Here is a 20418-nt window from a genome sequence, read left to right as displayed (position 1 = left end):
CCTGATCTGTACGCAGGTCTTCTTTATTTTTTAACCAGTATTTCATGCACCACGAATCCCAAACACCCGACATACATTTTTTACTGGCAGTGAATGCCGCCATGATGGAGAATTGGAACGGGCTGGCTGCTATCATGGAATTGCCCGCCCGGGAACTGGTATACATCAACCGGCACGCAGATCTTGTAGCCGGCAACAGCGACCCTGCCGCGGTAAGGCAGTTGCTGCTCAGCCTGCCGCCGGATGCGGACAAGGGCTGGTGCAAAATTCCCGGTTCCGTAAATGAGGCTGCCGACATGTACTTCGAAAAGACGGAATTTAAACACGGCAGCCGTAAGTTTTGCCTGTACCGCATCACGGCAGAGCCGGAAGACAGCATGTACAAAAAGCAGCTCACCCGGGAGCTGGAGCGGTTCGGCGCATTGTTCGACTATGCCAGCATCGGCATCCTGGTTGCTAACAGGAAAGGGCAGATCGTAATGATCAACGACTTCGCCCTTCAGCAGTTCGGGTATGACCGCGGGGAGCTGCTCAACCAGCAGGTGGAAATGCTGATCCCGCGCCGGGTTCATGGCGAGCACGTCAAGCACCGGGAAAGGTTCAACGCGCATCCGCAAAGCCGGCCGATGGGCATCGGGCTCGACCTGTTCGCCGTCCGTAAAGACGGAACGGAGTTTCCCGTAGAGATCAGCCTCAGCCATTATACCAATGAAGAAGGCGCCTTCGTGATCGCCTATGTGAACAATATCACCGAGCGTAAAAAAGCGGAAGAGAAGGTCGAGAAAATGAACACCGAGCTGGAGCTGATGGTGGAAGAACGCACATTGCAGCTCAGGCGGGCGCTGGAAGAGCTGGAGAAATCGAAAGAAGAGGTGACCGCCGCGCTGGGTAAAGAAAAGGAACTGAGCGAACTGAAGTCCAGGTTCGTATCCATGGCCTCCCATGAATTCCGCACGCCGCTCAGCACCATTCTTTCTTCCGCTTTCCTGGTAAAACAATACCATAGCGAAGAAGAACAGATCAAACGTAATAAACACCTTCAGCGTATAGTCACTTCCGTTAACCTGCTGACAGACATCCTCAACGATTTTCTTTCAGTGGGAAAGATCGAGGAAGGGAAAGTGCAGATACGCCCCGCGCAGTTCAACATAGAGGAGCATATACGGTCCGTGATCCAGGAGGTGCAGGGTATCCTGAAAGAAAGGCAGCGCATCGGGTATGAACATACCGGCGCTGCGGAGGTCCTGCTGGATCCTTCGTTGCTGCGGCATATTGTGATCAACCTGCTGGGCAACGCCATTAAGTTTTCCGGTCCAGGTAGTACGGTGCGCATCAGCACCACTGCTACGGAGGAAAAAATGACGCTTCTTGTGGCGGATGAAGGGGTGGGTATTTCTGAAGGCGACCAGCAGCATCTTTTCGAACGTTTCTATCGTGGAGGCAACGTCACCAATATCCAGGGCACCGGCCTCGGCCTGCATATCGTGAGCAAATACACCGAGCTGATGAATGGTAGTGTGAGCTGTGAAAGCGAGCTGGGAAAGGGTGCTGTTTTTACGGCAGATTTTCCGCTGCCTTTGGTAATGAGTGAGTGAGCGTGCTGCTTTCCTGGAAGACTGCTAAAGAATACGCAATGAGGATGCAAAAAAAATGACATGAAATTTTATCTTTATACCGCCTGTATAAATTCCATGTTATGCGAAGAAAGATATATGCCAGCTGTATTTTTTTATCGGTATGCATCCTGTTGCAGATAGACTGCATCGCGCAAAGGACGCCGCAGCAGAAAAGCAAGACCCCGAATATCGTTATTTACCTGGCAGACGATCTTGGGTATAGCGACAGCGGCCCTTATGGAAATAAGGTAGTAAAAACCCCTCACCTGGACAGCCTGGCTTCCGGCGCATTAAAATTTACGAATGCATTTGCGAATACGCCCACCTGCACTCCTTCGCGGTCCACGATCATGACGGGGCTGATGCCCTCGCGCAATGGTTCTCATGCCAACAACGTGAATGGCTATCCCGTCAGTGAAGTCAGGCCGGGTGTGCAAACGCTGCCTGCACTGCTGCGGCAGGCCGGGTACAGGGTGGCGCTGGCGGGCAAGCGGCATATCGGTCCCCTGAACGTTTTTCCATTTGAGTGGATACCCTTGTCTGAAGTGCGGGAACCCGGGCATGAAAACACCCCTGGATTATTCACCGACCTAAGCACGGAAGCAGTTGATAAATGGCTGGCACAGCAGGAGGGCGGCCAGCCTTTCTGCCTGGTGGTGTCGGATCACAGTCCCCACGTGATCTGGCCGCAGCAGGCGGTGTACCCGTTAAAAGACATCGACGTGCCGCCTGATGCCATCGCAACGGACGAATACAGGCAAATGCGCGCCCGTTATTATACGGACGTTACAAAAATGGATAACAACCTTGGCCGCGTGCTCGAAAGCCTTGAAAAGCACGGCTTCGAAGGGGAAACGGTAATCATTTTCACCTCCGACCAGGGTGCGCAGTTCCCCTTTGCAAAATGGAACCTGTATGATGCGGGCGTGCATGTGCCGCTGTTAATAAAATGGCCGGGCAGGATTTCCGCCGGTACCACCGAAGCTCTCGTGTCCCATATAGACCTGTTGCCCACAGTGCTGGCGCTCGCCGGTGCTAAGATTCCCGCGGGACTGGATGGAAAGGAATATATGAAGGTATTGCTGGGAAAAAAACAGGCACACCGGCAGGAAGTATTTCTCACCCACTCGCAGGACGGGCTGATGAATATCACGCCCATGCGTGGCGTACGGACGCAGCGGTATAAATTCATCGAAAACCTGTCGCCCCAGTATACATACCGTACACATATCGACGGTGCAAGAGATCACGACGGCGGCGCTTCTTACTGGATCAGCTGGGAACAGCTGGCGGAGAAGAACGATACCGCTGCGGCGGCGCTGATAGAACGGTATCGCCACCGCCCGCAGGCGGAATTATATGATATTGTAAACGATCCGTATGAACTAAATAACCTGGCCGGGAAGAAAGAATACAACGATGTGATGCAGCAGCTGAAGAAAAAACTTTCCGGCTTCAGGGCGCAGCAGAAAGACACGATCACCGGGCCGATACTGGATATCAAGTCCAACTGGAAAGGTGAGGGCGCTACAAAAAAATAATCATCCAACAATAACGCTCATGAATATACGGCAAGTGATCATTACCGCCTGGTTATGCTTAACAGCTTTGTTCGCAGGGGCACAACAGAAGCCTAATATCATTCTGATACTGACCGATGATATGGGCTCGGCCGATGTTGGCTGCTACGGCGGAAAGGTCGTTCCCACACCCTATTTGGATAAGATGGCGGCTGAAGGGATCCGTTTCACGCAGTATTACAGCGCTTCTCCCATCTGTTCCCCTTCACGCGCAGGCATTTTGACCGGCAGCCACCCCGCTAAGTGGAACCTGACCAGTTACCTGCAAACGCGTAAAGGTAATGCGGCATGCGAACAGGCTGATTTTTTGCGGGCGCAGGCGCCCTCGGTAGCAAGGCTGCTGAAAGGCGCCGGTTACCGTACCGGCCATTTTGGAAAATGGCACATGGGCGGCGGAAGGGACGTTGATAATGCGCCTTCCATCCGGGAATATGGTTTTGATGAATACAGCAGCACCTGGGAAAGTCCCGACCCGGACCCTGTGCTGACTTCCGGCAACTGGATATGGTCAAAGACCGACAGCATCAGGCGCTGGGACCGCACGGGGTATTTCGTGGACAGAACGCTGGCCTTCCTGGCCGCCAACAAGGGCGCGCCCTGTTTCGTCAATCTTTGGCCGGACGATGTGCATACGCCCTGGGTACCTGACGAAGCAGCCATGAACATGGCGCCCAAAGGCGCTGAAAGCCAGCGGCAGTTTGAAGCCGTGCTTGCCAATTACGACCGGCAGATCGGGCGGCTGCTGGAGGGCCTGAAGAAGCTGGGCCTTGACCAGAACACGCTGATCGTTTTTACATCCGATAACGGGGCGCTGCCCACCTTCGGGTTTCGTTCCGGGCCATTCAGGGGCACGAAATTATCACTTTACGAAGGAGGGATAAGAATGCCGCTGATCGTGAGATTCCCGGGAAAGATAAAGGCAGGGGAGGTGGACAGCATTTCGGTACTGAGCGCTACAGACCTGCTGCCGACCTTTTGCCGGATGGCCGGCATCGCGGGGAAAGCGCTGCCCGCAATGGACGGCATAAACCGCGCCGGTGTGCTGCTGGGCAAACGCTCTGCACAGCGGAGAACGCTCTTCTGGGAATATGGCCGCAACCAGACCTCGTTCCACTATCCCCGCGGCAGGGACCGCAGCCCCTCGCTGGCAGTGCGCGACGGAAAATGGAAGCTGCTGGTCAATGCCGATGGCTCCGCGGCGGAATTGTACGATCTTGAAAACGACCCCTCAGAACAAAGCAACATCGCAGCTCAATATGAAAGCATTTCAACACAACTGAAAGAAAAATTACTCGCCTGGTACCGGTCGCTTCCCACGCTAAAAAAGTAATCACCGGCCGGCTCCGTTTTCAAAAAAATATGTACTTTGAGATTCATTAAGTGAAAATTTATTGGTCAAAGTAATCTAACTCGTGCGCGCCCTGTTTTACAGAAAGGCAGGGGCTTTTACGTCTATCAATCAAAATTATTACAATCGATTGCGTGGGAAATAGTTCACATCATAACAGTGAGGAGCCGGTTGTAGCGCTGCAGCAGATCGCGGAGGGCGACGAGCAGGCGTTCCGCCGGTTGTTCCAGTACTATAGTCCCCGGCTCAACCAGTTTGCCTGCTCCATCGTCAAAATAAAAGAAGCAGCCACCGAAATAGTGGATGATGTATTTATCAAATTGTGGAAACAAAGGGAAAAGGCTTCCTCCATCGCCAATATCCGCGTGTACCTCTATGTAGCCGTAAAAAACAGTTCCCTTAATTACCTTTCCTCCAAGGCCCACCGGCTCATCACGGAACCTTTCGATCATTTTGATATAGCGCTCAGCCGTGACCAGGCGCCCGACCAGAAAATGATCAGCGCCGAGCTGCAGGAAAAGATCGCTTCCGCCGTAGAGTCGCTGCCGCCGCGCTGCAAGATGATCTTTAAACTGGTGCGTGAAGACGGCCTCCGCTACAGGGATGTGGCCGAGATACTGAACCTCACTGTCAACACGGTAGACGCCCAGATGGTGATCGCCGTAAAACGCATTTCCGAAAAAGTACAGGCCCATTTCACCGCCTTCCCCAAAAGGGCCGTAAAAAAATAATTGCTAAAGCTTTAAGGTCATCCCTTTATTTCCCTGTCTTTATCATTAACCAAGGTTCAATGCATAAAGAAAGGATCGCGCAATTAATTGCCAGGAAACTATCCGGGGAAGCCTCCCCGGAAGAAATAAAGGAACTGGATGCCCTTTTAAAGGAGCATCCGGAAGACGCCTATTTTCATGCGCTCTTTGCGGATTACTGGACCAACCCGGTTGCTTCCATTGCTGATGAAGACGCAGACCCTGAAGCGCATTTCCGCCATATACTGGACGCCGCAGCCGGCAAAACGGGGGCGCCTGTGCCCGTGCGGGGCAGCCGCCCGCATTATATACGCAACATCCTCGCGGTGGCGGCCGTCTTTACAGGACTGATCATTTCCGCCTGGCTGTATGTAAAACAGTCGCACAACCAACCCGGCGGGCCTGAAGCAGCCCGCATAGAGACCATCGCCAAACCCGGCGCCAAATCAAGATTATTGCTGCCGGATGGAAGCGTTGTATGGCTTAATTCCGGCAGCCGCATCAGCTATCCCGCCAATTTTTCGGATTCCCTGCGGGAAGTGGAGCTGGAAGGAGAGGCCTACTTCGACGTGGCTAAGAATCCCGGACGTCCTTTTATCGTGCATACCCGCGACATCGATGTGAGGGTATTGGGCACCGTTTTCAACGTGAAATGTTACCCGGAGGATCATAAAACAGAGGCCACCCTGGTGAGCGGGCTGGTGCAGGTATCAAAGACCGGCGGCAACCGGGGGGAAACATTGTTGCTGCACCCGCACGAGAAAGTAGTGGTAAACCGCGCGCCGGAGAATGCTTCCGCCGTTATAGACCCTGCATCCGCCCCGGTTCCGGATGATATGATCATACAACATCTCAAAAGCAACGCCGCAGATACCGCCATGGCGGAAACGGCCTGGGTATACAATAAACTTGTTTTCGACGGGGAGGATTTCGGGGAAATATCAGCTGAAATGGAAAGATGGTATAATGTAAAAATAGTGATCCATGACGCCGCAGTGGCCAGGTACAGGTTCCACGCGAGGTTCGAGAACGAGAATATCACCGAAGTACTGTCTGCCCTGCGGTTATCCCTGCCATTCACCTTTAAAATCAGTAATAATGAGGTAAACATCTACAAGTAACAGCAAAAAAATCGGGAAATGCGGAAACATTCCCCGAAAAGTCTAATGTTCCAGAAACCTCGGATCGGCAAAATCAACAGGTTTCTTTCTTTTTAAACCGTAAATCCAAAGTTATGAAAAAAAACGTACCTCCTTTTATGGGGGTGATGACGCCACGTCTGCTTAAATTCCTTCTATGTATGAAGCTTTCCATGTTAATTATCTTTTTAACCGCTTCCCAGGTCAATGCAGCAAAAGTATTCGGTCAAACGATCACAGCCAGCTTCGAACAGGTTGAGCTGCGCGCCGTGCTGAATGCGATCGAGAAAAAGGCGAAGGTGAGGTTCCTGTATAACTACGACCTTTCTTCACTGACCAGGAAAGTGGATTTCTCCGTGAAGAATGCAAAGGTTTCCGATGCCCTCGATAAATTACTGGAAAATTCAGGCCTGCAGTACCGCGACATGGGAAATAATCTGATCGTTATCTCAGCAGGGAAAAGCTGGGGAGCGCCTAGCCAGGTGGCTGTGAGCGGTGTGGTGACTGACAATACCGGCCAGCCATTGCCCGGCGTCAGCATCAATGTAAAAGGAACATCGATCGGCACTGCTTCTGATGCAGACGGGCGTTACTCGCTGAATGTTCCTTCTGCCAATGATACGCTCGTGTTCACCTACCTCGGTTTTGCGCCGCAGCAGCAGGCGCTGGCGGGCAGGTCAACGCTCAATATAATCATGGTGGCAGTTTCCAGCAACCTCAACGATGTAGTGGTAGTAGGATATGGCACGCAAAAGAAACGCGACGTTACCGGCGCCATTTCTTCTGTTCCTATGCAGGAGATCGGCGACATGCCGGTGTCTAACGTAGCTTCCGCCCTGCAGGGTAAAATAGCCGGCGTGGTGGTGCAGCAGAATTCCGGCAGTCCCGGCAGAACGCCTGCCATCAAGGTAAGAGGCTTTGGTTCTCTCTCCGCGGGAACAAGCCCGCTGATAGTAGTGGATGGCAATATCGTTCCGGCATCTGTTTTCGGTTTGCTGGATGCGGAGGAAATTGAAAAGATCGATGTGCTGAAAGACGCTTCCTCCGCGGCGATCTACGGTTCCCGCGGTTCCAACGGCGTGATACTCGTAACAACGAAAAAAGGCCGCCCCGGCAAAAACCGGATGAACCTGAATGTATTCACCGGCTTCCAGCAGATCACCAAAAAGCTGGATGTGCTGAGTTCACAACAATATGCGGAGTTCGCCAAAGACGCGGCCAATAATGCTTACCTGGACAATGTGCCCGGCGCGCAGATATCAGACCCTAACAGCGCAAGGCCTGCCAACTTCCTGCGTTACCGCTACCCCCGCGGCGATCTTTATGACTGGCTGAACTTTGATGACCCGGCGAAAGTAGCCGCGCTCCCGGACCACAAATACCAGGACCTCATCTTCCGCACAGCGCCTATCAGCAATTTCCAGTTCTCCGCCGGGGGCGGCACAGACAATGTGCAGTACTCCGTAAGCGCAGGTTACCTGACACAGGAAGGCATCATCGAAAAATCGGCGATGGACCGTTATACCCTGCGCGCCAACGTGGACTTTAAAGCCGCGCCGAAGCTCACGATCGGGATCAACATCAATCCATCTTATAAAGTAACGCAGGAAGTACGGTCGGACGGGCACTGGGCAAACAACGGCATCATCAACGCCGCGCTCAATACCATGCCCATGGCGCCGGTATACAGGGCAGACGGCAGCTATTCCTCCATGGCAGAGCTGGCCGCGCCTTACAACCTGCCGGGCATCACCAACCCGGTTGCCAACATTACGGAATACAACAGCGAGCTGAATGAAACCAACCTGCTGTCTAACGCATATGCCGAATACCGCTTTCTTCCCAACCTGAAATACAGGGTTTCCGGCAATGCCAATATTTTCCAGAACAGGAGAAATACCTACACTACTTCAAAGATGCCGCTCAACCAGCTGTTGCCCCCTACGGCAGCAACGGGAAGCGCGTTTTCAGAACAGGGCATCAGCTGGCTGGTGAACCAGGTACTGAGCTACAACGTATCTTTCAACGATGTGCACAACCTGGAAGTGCTGGCGGGTACGGAATCCAATAAACTCCAATACCAGTCTTCCGACGCTGCCGGCAATACTTTTGCCAACGATATCGTGCAAACGCTCAATGCCGCGGGGGTACCGGCATCCGTGGGTTCCCTGAAAACAGAAATGGCTACGGTTTCTTACTTTGCGAGACTGGATTATAATTATAAAGGCAAATACCTGTTGAAAGTATCGGTTCGCCGTGACGGTTCTTCCACGTTCGGCCCGGATAACAGGTTTGGTACTTTCCCGGCTGTATCCGCAGGGTGGAGGGTAACGGAAGAGCCCTTCATGCAAAACCTGCCCCTGCTGTCGGAACTGAAGCTGCGCGTGAGCTACGGCCTTTCCGGCAACAACGCGTTTGCTAACACGAACCTTTATCCTTACGCGGCAGGCGTAGGTTCCAGCAACTACGCCTTTTACAATAACGTGGCCACCGGCCTCGCTGTCAACTCACTCGGCAATCCCCTGTTAGGCTGGGAACGCAACCAGCAGCTGGACCTCGGTGTGGACATCGGCCTGCTAAAGAACAGGGTATCGCTCACTGTAGATTATTACGACCGCATCACCAAAGACCTGTTGCTGTCTGTAAACGTGCCCACACTCACCGGCTTTGGCACTGCTTTCAAGAATATCGGCAGGATGAGCAACAAAGGCTTCGAGTTTGGCGTGAACAGTTATAACCTTACCGGGGAGTTCTCCTGGAACACGGGCGCCAACCTGTCTTTCAACAGGAACAAAGTGCTGGCGCTGGGCCCCACCGGAGACCGCATCCTGAGCACCAGCGGCGTGGGAGAAACAAATGTTACGATGATAGGCGAACCCATCGGCAGCTTTTTCGGGTACAAACAACTGGGCATCTTCAAAAATGAAGACGACCTGCACAGTTACCCGCACGATAAAACGTCCCGCCCCGGCGATGTGAAATACGAAGATGTGAACGGCGATGGGAAAATTGATGCAAATGACCGGACGCTCATCGGTAATAACCAGCCTGATTTCATTTATGGGATGACCAATACTTTTTCCTATAAGAACATTGATCTCAGCATTGCCATACAAGGCACGCAGGGCGGGCAGATACTCAACCTGAGCCGCCGCTTCTTCGACAACCTGGAAGGCGGGGGCAACAACCTGACCATCGCGCTGGACCGCTGGCGTTCCCCGGAAAACCCCGGCAATGGCAAAGTGCCGAGGGCCAATGCGCGTACCACGGGTAATAACAACGCCGTTTCTTCGCGCTGGGTGGAAGACGGCTCCTACCTGCGCATCCAGCACGTGAGCCTGGGTTACAAACTGCCAAAATCTGTCATCAGCCGGCTTAAACTGCAACAGGTACGGGTATACGCTTCTGCGCAAAACCTGTATACCTGGACGAACTACACGAATTTCAACCCGGAAGTAAGCAATTACGAAGGGCCGCTTACAGGCGGTGTTGACTATGGCAGCTACCCGCTGGCTAGAACGGTCACTTTTGGCATCAACGTCGGATTCTAATGTTCAGGTAAAACTCAAAATTGACATCTCATGAAATTCAATCATCACTTTATATACAAGGCAGCTTTGGTAACGCTTTTGTTGTCTTCCTGCGGCAAGGGTTTTATAGACCTGAAGCCTATTTCCTCGATCACTACCGATAATTTTTACCAGACGGAGGAAGATTTCAGGAACGCCGTCAACGGCGCATATAATTCCCTCAGGTCGGGCGGCACTTATGGCCAGGACAGCTACATTTTCGGGGAGATCAGGTCTGATAACTCCCTGGCGGTAGCTTCCGGTTCCGTAACGGACCAGGACGAGTTTGACCGTTTCTATATCCGCACTACCAACCCGTTCATCAATAACCGCTGGAGCAACAGCTACACGGCTATTTCACGGTGCAATGCCATCCTTGACCGCATCGGTCCTGTGGCGATGAGCGATGCCTTGAAGACCCGGTACATCGGCGAGGCTAAGTTCCTCCGCGCACTGTTTTATTTTAACCTTGTGCGCACTTTTGGAGATGTGCCGCTGGTATTAAAAGAGATCATCAACCCGGATGAAGGGTACGAATATGGCAGGGATCCCAAAGCCGATGTATACGCGCAAATAGAAAAAGACCTTACAGAAGCCGCGGCAGCGCTGCCTGTTTCCTATACCGGGGCAGATGTGGGCCGTGCCACGCAGGGCGCTGCCAAAGCCGTTTTGGGCCGTGTGCTGCTGACGCAGAAGAAATATGCAGCGGCCGCCATGCAGCTGAAAGCGGTGATCGATCTGAACCAATACGCGCTGGTGCCGGTGTACGCGGATTTCTTCAAAGTGAACAACAAAAACAACAAAGAAGCCATCTTCGATGTACAATACAAATCCGGCGGCATCGGGCAGGGGAATACCTGGCCCAACTCTTTTGCGCCGCAGAACTCAGGGAATGCCGTGATCCAGTTTGGCGGCGGCGGAAATAATGTGCCCACTGACGACCTGGTGAATGAATATGAAGCGGGCGACCAGCGCAAAGCGGCTACCATCGCTACTTCGTATGTGAATGCCGGCGGCGCTACCATCCCGGGTAACTTCGTAAAGAAATATCATGATGTGCCGACTGTTAACAATGATAATGGTAACAATATTCCCATCATCCGTTATGCAGATGTGATACTGATGTATGCGGAATGCCTGAACGAAGCAGGATACGTTGCCGGGGGAGACGCATTCAACTACCTGAACGATGTGCGCAACCGCGCCGGCCTCGGCGATCTCACTGCTGCGCAGGTGCCCAGCCAGGCTGCATTCCGGCTGGCCATGGAACATGAAAGAAGAGTGGAGTTTGCTTTCGAGAACCTGCGCTGGTACGATCTCGTGAGAACAGACCGCGCCATCCCGGTGCTCAATGGAAAATCCGCACAGATCAACCTGGTAAATCCTGTTACGCCGCAGAACCAGGTGTTCCCGATCCCGCAAAGCCAGATAGATATCAATAAGTCAAAGATCACCCAGAACGAGGGTTCCAACTAAAAAACAAACAAAGCCTGCCAATCCCGGTACATACCGGGGTCGGCGGGCATTTATCCAAACTCCCGCCATGGAAACCGGCAGGGATGAACCCGGTTCGTAAAATATGCTAACTTAGCCGGTAATCTAAAATAACACGATGAGAATAACCCTTGCCGTCCTGGTACTTCTAACGCTCAAAAGCTACTCCCAACACAACTTATATACTTTTAACAATGGTAATTTTATAGAAGAAGATAAAATAAAGCAGCTCTTTGATACAGTAAAGAAAACACTGCCGTCTACTTATACGTTGACAGCAGTCATCTATCATAAAATAATTAAAAAGGATACCGTTCTCAATTACATAAGTTTTTCAACATCAAAGCAATCACCCGGAAAGGAATCCGCAGCATTCAAATTAGCATACAAACAGGATTCTACCTTCTTGCTGTTAAACCAAAAGCTTCCTGCTTTCAGATTGAAGGATATGGATGGAAAAGAGATTTCCTCTGCCGGGCTTTCAGGCAAGCCAACACTCATCAACTTCTGGGCGATATATTGCGGCCCCTGTATAGCCGAAATGCCCCAGTTAAGCAGGTTGAAAGAGCGGTATAAGGACAAAATGAACTTTATATCCATTACAGAAAATAGCGCAACTGATGATCACCTGCATGACTTTTTAAAGAACAGGGATTTTAATTTCCAGGTACTGCACGGTGGTGAGGTTTATAAAAACGAGTTGAAGATCGGGGCGCTGCCCAAGAATCTTTTTCTGGACAAGAACGGCATACTGCGGTATATACAGGGTAATTATCCTGTCGGTACGAATGCAGCAGGCGTAGCCATTGATGACAAAAACAATTACTTTACTAAAATTATTGACGAGCTGATCGGGGATTCCAGGTAGCATAACCCTGGCAGGAGCAGGCCAGCTGCCGCAAAAAAAATTTGGATGTTATTTTTTTATATTCTACTTTCATCCCTGAAGCGAAAGCTCCTTTTTTTATACCCGTTTGCTTAAACGATTAAGCGTTATGAAGAAACCTGACGCCGCCAGCGGTTGGGGAGAAGATATTTTGTCGTAATACAAGCAAAGGTAATAGCACATTCCACGGGGCGATACAACTATGAAAAAAACGGGAAGATGATGCCCGCTCCGCACTCAACCAATACGAACTCTTGGTACCATGATGAAGTCAAGCAAGAACCGCCGCCACTTTCTGAAGAATTTTGCATTGGGCTGTATTGGCGCTACAGCCATGCCCGCTGTTGTTACAGCAAAAAGCACGGAAACCGGAAGGGAAGAAGATAACACAGCTGCCGGCAAGGCGCCGGGCAGCCGTGGTTTTAATGAAAGTTACAAGGGCGATCATATTAACCGCGTAGCTTTCCCTATCGGCGGCATCGGCGCAGGTATGTTCTGCCTGGAAGGCACAGGCGCTATCTCTCACATGTCTATCCGCCACAATCCTGAAATGTTCTTTGAACCGGCCATGTTTGCGGCCATCAGCATCAAAGGAATACCGGATGGCGCGAGGGTGCTGGAACAGCGCATTCCCGGCTGGAAGAAATTCGGGCAGCGCGATGCGGGCCTGGGCGGCACCGGCGGCGCTACCTGGGGACTCCCGCGGTTTGCCGCAGCGGAATTCAAAGCACAATTCCCCTTTGCGGACATTTCGCTGAAAGATCCCGCCATACCCTTAGCCGTAAGCATAAAAGGATGGAGCCCTTTTGTGCCGACGGATGAAGACAATTCCAGCCTGCCCGTCGGCGCATTGGAATACCAGTTTACCAATACCGGCAAATCCGCACAGGATTTTGTCTTCTCCTACAACACCCGCAACTTCATGCGGCAGGGAGAAGCAGGTAACCATATCAGCTCCTTGCAGAGCGGGTTTATCTTATCGCAGGAAGCCACGGCCAATGCCCCTGAAAAACAGGGCCACTTCGCCATCTTCACCACAGACGATGCTGCGGTGACAGACCATTGCTGGTTCAGGGGCGGCTGGTTCGATTCGCTGTCTATGATATGGAATACGATCAAAGCAGCGGAAACAAAGAACAACGCGCCGGTGGAAAAAGACGCGCCGGGCGCTTCGCTTTTCGTGCCGTTCCGCCTCGGGCCGGGAGAGAAAAAAACGATCCGCCTGCTGATGGCCTGGTATGTACCGGATTCAAAGCTGCGCATTGGCGACGATGCCAGCGGCGATCACCCCGGGCAGCCAAGGTTTCACCGCCCCTGGTACAGCAGCCGGTTTAAGAACATCAACGAAGTAGCTGATTATTGGAAAACCAATTACGATACCCTCCGGAAGAAAACCTCGCTCTTCACAACCGCATTCTACAAAAGTACCTTACCCCCGGAAGTGACAGAAGCCGTGGCAGCCAACCTCACCATCCTCAAGTCAGCCACCGTGATGCGCCAATACGATGGCCGCTTCTGGTGCTGGGAGGGCAGCGGCGACAACTGGGGCAGCTGCCACGGCTCCTGCACGCACGTATGGAATTATGCGCAGGCGGTGCCGCACCTGTTCCCTGCATTGGAAAGAAGCCTGCGCAACACCGAGTTCAAAGAAAACCAGAACCCTGAAGGCCACCAGGGATTCCGCGCCAATATTCCCATTTCCCCGCTGGTGCACAACTTCCATGCGGCGGCAGACGGGCAGCTCGGCGGTATCATGAAAGTATACCGGGAATGGCGCATCAGCGGCGATAATGATTGGCTGAAAAATATTTTCCCCGCTGTTAAAACAAGCATGGACTATTGCATCCGCACCTGGGACCCGCGCCGGAAAGGCGTAGTGGAAGAACCGCATCATAACACCTATGACATTGAATTCTGGGGTCCTACAGGCATGTGCACCAGCTTTTACCTCGGCGCGCTGAAAGCCTTTACCCTTATGGGAAAACACCTGGGCAATGATATCACGGATTACGCAGCCCTCTACGAAAAAGGAAAGCAATACATCGAAACAACGCTCTTCAACGGCGAATACTTCATTCAAAAAATACAATGGACGGGACTGAACGCACCCGATCCTGCAAAAGCACAGTCTTTCCACACGCATTATTCAGAAGAAGCGCAGCGCCTGCTCCAGGCGGAAGGGCCGAAGTACCAGTATGGCAGCGGCTGCCTGTCCGACGGTATACTCGGCTCCTGGATAGCCCGCGTTTGCGGCATGGACGAACCCGTGGATACCGCCAAAACAAAAAGCCACCTGCTGGCTGTGCACAAATACAATCTTAAAAAAGACCTCAGCGCGCACGCCAACCCCCAACGCCCCACCTTTGCGCTGGGCAACGAAGGCGGGCTGTTGCTTTGCTCATGGCCGAAAGGCGGCATGCTGTCGCTGCCGTTTGTGTACAGCAACGAAGTATGGACGGGCATTGAATACCAGGTGGCCTCCCACCTGATGTTCATGGGTGAAGTGGAGAAAGGCCTCGAGATCGTGCGTGCCTGCCGCAGCCGGTACGACGGTTCCATCCGAAACCCGTTCAATGAATACGAATGCGGTCACTGGTATGCCAGGGCCATGAGCAGCTACGGCATGCTGCAGGGTCTCACCGGCGTACGTTACGATGCGGTAGACGGCACGCTTTTCATCGACTCGAAAGTGGGGGACTTCACGAGTTTCATTTCCACGGAAAAAGGCTTCGGCACCGTCAGCCTGCGGAACGGCAAACCTTCCCTGCAGGTGGCATATGGGACTATCCCCGTGAAACAAGCCGTAGTAGCGGGAAAAGCAATGCAATTAGGATAGATCAGCCAGGATTCACTACAACAGCATTTTTTAGATGCGTTAGCTTAAACGTTTAAGCTATGCGTGTTCATTCGCCTGATAATTCATTATTTCAACCTGTTTATTCTTTTCAAACTTAAAACCAATATCATGATCAAACGATGCGTATCAAGAACAGGAAAATTCCCGCGGGTGTTTTTCCTGTTGCTGTGCTGTTTGATGGCTGCTGAGTCAGGGGCGCAGGTCACAAACGGGCAGTCGCGCCAATCCGGAATCAAGATCGTGGGAGTGATATCCAGCCAGCGGGGAGAAAGGATTCCGGGAGTTTCCGTCAACGAAGCCGGGACCAATAACATCACGCTGTCCGGCGAGAACGGGGAATATGCCATACACGTATTGAACAGGGAAGCCAAGCTGACCTTCTCTTTCATAGGATTTAAGTCCGTCACCCTGCCGGTTGGAAAAAAGGACATCCTCGACGCCATCCTGCAGGATAGCATTACTGCTATGAACGAAGTGGTGGTAGTGGGTTTTGGCACGCAAAAGAAAGTGTCCGTAGTGGGCGCTATCAGCACCGTAAAACCCGCGCAGCTGCAGCTTACGCCTAACAGGTCGCTCAGCAACAACCTGGCGGGCATGGTGCCCGGCATCATTGCCGTACAGCGCAGCGGCGACCCATGGTCCAACAACTCCGATTTCTGGATCCGCGGCATCAGCACATTCGGCGGGAACTCCCGGCCGCTGGTATTGGTGGACGGTGTGGAACGCAGCCTCAACGATATTGACCCGGAAGAAATAGAATCATTTTCTGTGCTGAAAGATGCCGCTGCAAGCGCCGTTTATGGCGTGCGCGGCGCCAATGGCGTGATCATGATCAATACCAAGCGCGGAAAAATGGGGCCTCCGCAGGTCAGCTTCCGCTTCGAAAGGGCAACCACTTCCCTCACAAAGGTCCCGGAATATGTGGGTGCGGTGAAATACATCGAATTGATGAATGAGATCTATCTCGACGCCGGCCGGCCCTCTCCGTTTAAACCGGACGACATTTTGCAGAAATACCGCGACCAGTCGGACCCCGAGCTATACCCCGATGTAAACTGGTGGAAAGTGGTAGCAAAGGATCATGCCAGTAACATGCGGGCCAACCTGAACATGAACGGCGGGAATAATTTTTTGCGGTATGCTTTGGAGCTGGGATATTTTAACGAAGATGGCCTTATCCGCCGCGATCCAAAGCAGGCATGGAATTCCGCCTTGAAGGTAGACCGTTACAACGTACGTTCCAATGTGGACCTGAATGTAACGCCCACCACCATCGTGCGGGTAAACCTCGGCGGTTACCTGCAAACCCGCAACGGGCCCCCGGGCGATGCGAATGAGACCAACTTCGGCGTTTTTTACCAGGCTTCCCGCATTCCTCCTTATGTGCATCCCCCGCAATATTCCAACGGCGCATTGCCGCGTGTAGACTTCAGGGAAAACCCCTGGGCATGGGCCACGCAGCGGGGATATGAACGCTGGAACATTTACCAGCTGCAATCCACCACCGCGATAGAACAGGATATGAAAGGCATTACGCCCGGCCTGAAAGCCAAGCTGACTTTTGCTTTCGACAAATTTTCCGGCAACTCCGTGATCAGGAGCAAACAGCCGGATTATTACAAACCGGCCACGAGAAGAAACGCAGACGGCAGCCTCGATCTTGAAATACAAAGCCACGGGCAGCAGTACCTTGGTTTTGACAAGAACTCCCAGTGGGGCGACCAGGCTGTGTACCTGGAAGCCATGATCTCCTACGCCAAAACGCTGAATGAGAAACATGATATCAATTCCATGTTCTTATACAACCAAAGGAACTACGACCGCGGCGATAACCTGCCATACCGCAACCAGGGCATTGCCGGCCGCTTTTCTTATACCTACGACAGGCGGTACATTGTCGAGTTCAATTTCGGGTACAATGGTTCTGAAAACTTCGAGCGCGGAAAACGTTTCGGTTTCTTCCCGGCTGCTGCGCTGGGTTGGGTAGTGTCGCAGGAAAAGTTCATGCAGCCCGTCAGGGATGTAGTATCCAATTTAAAGATCAGGGGTTCATGGGGTAAGGCAGGGAACAGCGTTTTAGGACAAAATATCGGCGACCGGAGATTTGCGTACATCTCTACCATTGCGGATTTTGGTTATTACCGCTGGGGCGCGGACAATGATATCTACCGCCTCGGCAGGGCTGAAGGCGATGTGGGCGTTCCAAACCTGACCTGGGAAACCGTGACCAAACGCGATCTCGGCGTGGAACTGGGGCTATTCAAAGGAGCCATCAATTTGAATGTGGACTTCTTCTGGGAAAACCGCCAGGACATCTTCATGCAACGCAATAACATTCCCGGGTCTGCCGGTTTTATAAGATCGGTATGGGCCAATTTCGGAAAAGTGGAAAACCAGGGCGTGGAACTGTCGCTGAATGCAGAGAAGAACTTTTCAAAAGACTGGTCGGTAACGGTGATGGGCAACTACACCTACGCACATAATAAAAGAACGGAGATCGATGAACCACTGGCCGTTTTAGGCACGCACCGTTCCGCTACGGGCACACCTGTAGGGCAGCTCTTTGGCCTGGTGGCAAATGGCTTGTTCACCGAAAATGACTTCGGCCCGGACGGGAAGTTAAAGCCGGGAATTCCCAACCAGACATTCAGCCAGGTACTGAGGCCAGGAGATATCCGCTACCGCGATCTCAATGCTGATGGTGTGATCAACGACCTGGACAGGACCGCCATCGGCGGCACGCGCATGCCGGAGATCATTTATGGCTTTGGCGCCACCATCCGGTACAAGTTCGTGGACATTGGTTTCTTTTTCCAGGGCGCCGGCAGAACCTGGCAGGTGCTTGGGGGAGAAAACTGGATGCCCGGAACCGCCCTTGGCGCCACCGGCAATATTTACACCAACATAGACGACCGCTGGACGCCCAAAACACCCAACCAGGACGTGTTCTGGCCGAGGCTCACCTATGGCGTGAACGCCAATAACGAACAGGCCTCTACCTGGTGGCTGAAAGACATGAGCTTCCTGCGGCTGAAGAACCTGGAAGTCGGTGTGACCGCCCCGGAAAAATGGAGCCGCCGCATCTGGATCAACAACTTCAGGATCTTTGCAAGAGCCAGCAACATTCTTACGATATCAGATTTCAAGCTGTGGGACCCCGAACTGGAAACAACAGACGGGCTTAAATACCCGCTCACGAAATCTGTTTCCTTTGGCGTCAATGTCAATTTTAAATGAGCCTTTCAACGCAGTGAAAGTTTTCCATTAAATCATTAATGATGAAAAAGAATACAATATTGATCCTGATAACGGCACTGTTGCTGATACCGGCAGCCGGCTGTAAGAAGTTCCTGGATAAAATGCCTGACGACCAGCTGACCATGGATGCGATCTTTAACGATAAGATCCGCACGGAAGATTGGCTGGCCGGCGTTTATTCCGGCATACCCAGTCCCATATGGGGATATTTTAAAGACCAGGGGTTTAATATTATGGGCGATGACATGACCATTCCCGCAGAATGGGCGCCCTTTGGCTGGAGAAATGTATATGCTTATACGGTAGGCGACTGGAACCCCGGCTCCGCCTGGAATCCATACTATTGGGTGGAGCTGCCCAAACGGATCCGTTCCGCGCTCATCTTTCAGCAGCAGGTGAGAGTACTGCCCGGCGTAAGCGAAGCCGAAGTGGAAAATATGAAAGCACAGGCCCGTTTTATGATTGCGTATTACTATTCATTGATGATCGAACTGTATGGGCCGATTCCTTTTAAACCCGGCGTTATTGAAGCCGTGGATGCGCCGGCTTCGGAACTGATGAACACGCAGTCTCCTTACGACACGGTGGTAAACTGGATAGACAGGGAATTGAAGGACGTTGCCGGCAAACTGCCGCCGGAATATGCTCCTTCTATTTTTGGCAGCATGCACGACTGGGGGAAGGCAACATCTATAATGTGCCTTGCCATCAGGGCGAGGACCTTGCTGTTTGCTGCAAGTCCTTTATTCAACGGCAATCCTGATCTTAAAGACTGGAAGAACAAGAACGGCAACAACATGTTCAACCCTGTGTATGACGCGTCCAAATGGAAGCGCGCGGCAGATGCATGCAAAGAGCTGGTAGATGCGGCGGAAGCAGCGGGCTACAGGCTGTATACCGAAAATAATAACGACGGCGCCATTGATCCTTTTATGTCGTACTACAACATGTCGCTGAAAAAATTCTCCGAAGGCAACCGGGAAATTATCTTTGGAAGGCCGGATAACCCGGATATCAACGGCTGGGAAGCGCATCATTTACCGATCGGGATAGGCGGTAACGGGGGCCTGGGCGTTACGCAGGAATTGGTAGATGCATTTTATATGAAAAACGGCCTGCCCATCACAGACCCGGCTTCCGGGTATACGGAAAAAGGGTTTTCAGCGCAGGATGAAAAGAGGAGCACAAGATGGTCCGGCGGCGGGCCGGACGTTGGAACCGTGACGATGACAGGCACTTTTAATATGTACTGCAATCGCGAGCCCAGGTTTTATGTGTCCGTGATCTTTGACGGGGCCTGGCTTGGAGTTGACAGGCGTAAAGCGGAGTTTGTGCAGGGTGGGAGAGATACACGGTTTTCCTTTGATGCTCCGCAGAATGGATATAACATACGGAAAAGGATCAGCCTCGATGTGTTCCCGCGCGAGGGTAGGTTCAATTATGTGCCGGGCATTTTGTACCGGCTTGCAGAAGCCTACCTCAGTTATGCCGAAGCGCTGAATGAATCCACTCCGGGCTCACCGGATATTTTGAAATATCTCAATAAGGTCCGCGAAAGAGCCGGCATTCCGCCGGTAGCGGGCGGGCTGTCGCAGGAGGAGATGCGTAAGATCATCAGGACGGAAAGGCGGATCGAGTTCAATTGTGAGGGCATCCGTTTTAACGACATCCGCCGCTGGAAGGTGGGAGAAGAGTTTTTGAACAGGGGGCTTTACGGTATGAATTTCAGCGGGAATGAAAGAAGCGACGATCCTGCTAATCCCAAGGCATTTTTCAAACGGACGTTTTATAAGAATAAAATATTTGCGAAGAAAATGTACCTGTGGCCGGTGCCCCAGGCGCAGATGGACATCAATCCCAACCTGGTGCAGGCCCCGGGATACTAATGCAAAAGATCAATAAACGGAAACCTGGCACATACC

Annotated in this window: 11 protein-coding genes; all 11 read left to right on the top strand. The window is 52.3% G+C overall.

Translation table 11 applies throughout. The features are described from left to right. The first annotated feature begins 44 nt into the window (after positions 1–44). Positions 45–1595 carry a PAS domain-containing sensor histidine kinase gene (locus R3I13_RS12940; RefSeq protein WP_346318377.1) on the top strand — a complete coding sequence of 517 codons (1551 nt, stop codon included), beginning with the start codon at positions 45–47 and terminating at the stop codon, positions 1593–1595. Positions 1596–1696: 101 nt separating this feature from the next. Then, positions 1697–3157 (top strand): sulfatase, encoded by a 1461-nt coding sequence (locus R3I13_RS12935; RefSeq protein ID WP_346318376.1) that lies wholly within the window; start codon positions 1697–1699, stop codon positions 3155–3157. Positions 3158–3176: 19 nt separating this feature from the next. Then, complete coding sequence (locus R3I13_RS12930) at positions 3177–4526, top strand: sulfatase-like hydrolase/transferase (protein WP_346318375.1); 1350 nt, start codon at positions 3177–3179, stop codon at positions 4524–4526. A 152-nt stretch (positions 4527–4678) separates the two neighbouring features. Continuing rightward, entirely contained in the window at positions 4679–5275 is a 597-nt protein-coding gene (locus tag R3I13_RS12925; protein ID WP_346318374.1) for an RNA polymerase sigma-70 factor, read from the top strand. A 59-nt stretch (positions 5276–5334) separates the two neighbouring features. Further along, positions 5335–6414: a FecR domain-containing protein gene (locus R3I13_RS12920; protein WP_346318373.1), complete on the top strand. Its 1080-nt coding sequence runs from the start codon at positions 5335–5337 to the stop codon at positions 6412–6414. 179 nt (positions 6415–6593) lie between these two features. Further along, positions 6594–9983 carry a TonB-dependent receptor gene (locus tag R3I13_RS12915; RefSeq protein WP_346318372.1) on the top strand — a complete coding sequence of 1130 codons (3390 nt, stop codon included), beginning with the start codon at positions 6594–6596 and terminating at the stop codon, positions 9981–9983. A 30-nt stretch (positions 9984–10013) separates the two neighbouring features. After that, complete coding sequence (locus R3I13_RS12910) at positions 10014–11477, top strand: RagB/SusD family nutrient uptake outer membrane protein (RefSeq protein ID WP_346318371.1); 1464 nt, start codon at positions 10014–10016, stop codon at positions 11475–11477. A 136-nt stretch (positions 11478–11613) separates the two neighbouring features. Continuing rightward, the gene (locus R3I13_RS12905; RefSeq protein ID WP_346318370.1) at positions 11614–12363 is read left to right on the top strand and encodes a TlpA disulfide reductase family protein; all 750 of its coding nucleotides are present in this window, start codon (positions 11614–11616) and stop codon (positions 12361–12363) included. Positions 12364–12643: 280 nt separating this feature from the next. After that, positions 12644–15217 carry a GH116 family glycosyl hydrolase gene (locus tag R3I13_RS12900; RefSeq protein ID WP_346318369.1) on the top strand — a complete coding sequence of 858 codons (2574 nt, stop codon included), beginning with the start codon at positions 12644–12646 and terminating at the stop codon, positions 15215–15217. 129 nt (positions 15218–15346) lie between these two features. Next, positions 15347–18475, top strand: coding sequence for a TonB-dependent receptor (locus R3I13_RS12895; protein WP_346318368.1), 3129 nt, complete (start codon positions 15347–15349; stop codon positions 18473–18475). Positions 18476–18516: 41 nt separating this feature from the next. Continuing rightward, entirely contained in the window at positions 18517–20382 is a 1866-nt protein-coding gene (locus R3I13_RS12890; protein WP_346318367.1) for a RagB/SusD family nutrient uptake outer membrane protein, read from the top strand. The last annotated feature ends 36 nt before the right edge of the window (positions 20383–20418 follow it).

Origin of the sequence: Chitinophaga sp. YIM B06452 (assembly GCF_039655965.1) — a bacterium.
Classification (GTDB): domain Bacteria; phylum Bacteroidota; class Bacteroidia; order Chitinophagales; family Chitinophagaceae; genus Chitinophaga.
Note: the sequence above shows the minus strand (reverse complement) of the source record. Positions and strands in the feature narration are given on the sequence as shown.

Coding starts and splice junctions, on each gene's coding strand:
- R3I13_RS12940 (WP_346318377.1), top strand. CDS start 45: ATGCACCACGAATCCCAAACACCCGACATACATTTTTTACTGGCAGTG.
- R3I13_RS12935 (WP_346318376.1), top strand. CDS start 1,697: ATGCGAAGAAAGATATATGCCAGCTGTATTTTTTTATCGGTATGCATC.
- R3I13_RS12900 (WP_346318369.1), top strand. CDS start 12,644: ATGATGAAGTCAAGCAAGAACCGCCGCCACTTTCTGAAGAATTTTGCA.
- R3I13_RS12910 (WP_346318371.1), top strand. CDS start 10,014: ATGAAATTCAATCATCACTTTATATACAAGGCAGCTTTGGTAACGCTT.
- R3I13_RS12915 (WP_346318372.1), top strand. CDS start 6,594: ATGAAGCTTTCCATGTTAATTATCTTTTTAACCGCTTCCCAGGTCAAT.
- R3I13_RS12920 (WP_346318373.1), top strand. CDS start 5,335: ATGCATAAAGAAAGGATCGCGCAATTAATTGCCAGGAAACTATCCGGG.
- R3I13_RS12890 (WP_346318367.1), top strand. CDS start 18,517: ATGAAAAAGAATACAATATTGATCCTGATAACGGCACTGTTGCTGATA.
- R3I13_RS12930 (WP_346318375.1), top strand. CDS start 3,177: ATGAATATACGGCAAGTGATCATTACCGCCTGGTTATGCTTAACAGCT.
- R3I13_RS12895 (WP_346318368.1), top strand. CDS start 15,347: ATGATCAAACGATGCGTATCAAGAACAGGAAAATTCCCGCGGGTGTTT.
- R3I13_RS12905 (WP_346318370.1), top strand. CDS start 11,614: ATGAGAATAACCCTTGCCGTCCTGGTACTTCTAACGCTCAAAAGCTAC.